This window comes from Acinetobacter towneri DSM 14962 = CIP 107472, assembly GCF_000368785.1.
GTDB classification, from domain to species: domain Bacteria; phylum Pseudomonadota; class Gammaproteobacteria; order Pseudomonadales; family Moraxellaceae; genus Acinetobacter; species Acinetobacter towneri.
Genome location: NZ_KB849689.1, coordinates 115,862 through 116,585, shown reverse-complemented (window position 1 = coordinate 116,585; position 724 = coordinate 115,862). Strand labels below are relative to the sequence as shown.

At 43.0% G+C, this 724-nt stretch carries 1 pseudogene; it reads left to right on the top strand.

The features are described from left to right. Nucleotides 1–159: 159 nt before the first annotated feature. Nucleotides 160–645, top strand: a pseudogene (locus tag F947_RS04850) (NADH pyrophosphatase zinc ribbon domain-containing protein); the annotation flags it as partial. Nucleotides 646–724: the final 79 nt, after the last annotated feature.

Here is a 724-nt window from a genome sequence, read left to right as displayed (position 1 = left end):
ATCACTTATAAATACGCTTTTAGTTGTTCAAACAAGTGGGACCACCTCTAAATTATCGTTCTATATACCTAGTATTTGGATTGAAGTTACTCCATGTTAGCTTCCTAAGTTTTGTCCCATACATCCCCTGTATGGGATTTTTTTAATTAGGGTATCTGAATGACCATACACTCCAAAGCGTATATTTTTAGACAGCAGCAATTATTGGTCGATCATGATTTTCAGCTACCGCTAGTTGAAAAAATTCATGATGACCTGAACCTGTCAGAAAACGGAGAGGTGATTGCACGCGATCTGCAAGAGGATGAGCTGGTGCCGGAAGGCTATCAGTTGGTCCCGATCCGCCAGCTGGTCCAGGTTTGGAGTAGACCACAATTTGAAGAAGCTTCCCGTGCTGTGCAGTTGCTGGGATGGCGACGTAATCACTGCTATTGCAGTCATTGCGGTCATCCAGCTGAGCAGCATGCGACTCAATATTCCATGGTCTGCCCATCCTGTGGTTATAGCCAGTATCCTCGTATCAATCCTTGTGTGATTACGATTGTTACCCGAGGCAAAGATGAAATTCTGCTGGCGAAACATACCCGTACTAAAACCCAGATGTATACACTGATTGCCGGGTTTGTCGAAGTGTCAACGGCAATTTAAAACTGACCCCTTTTACCTTAAAAACAGCAAAGTAAAATTGACCCCTTTGATGATTTATTAAGACTCAATTTGTGGT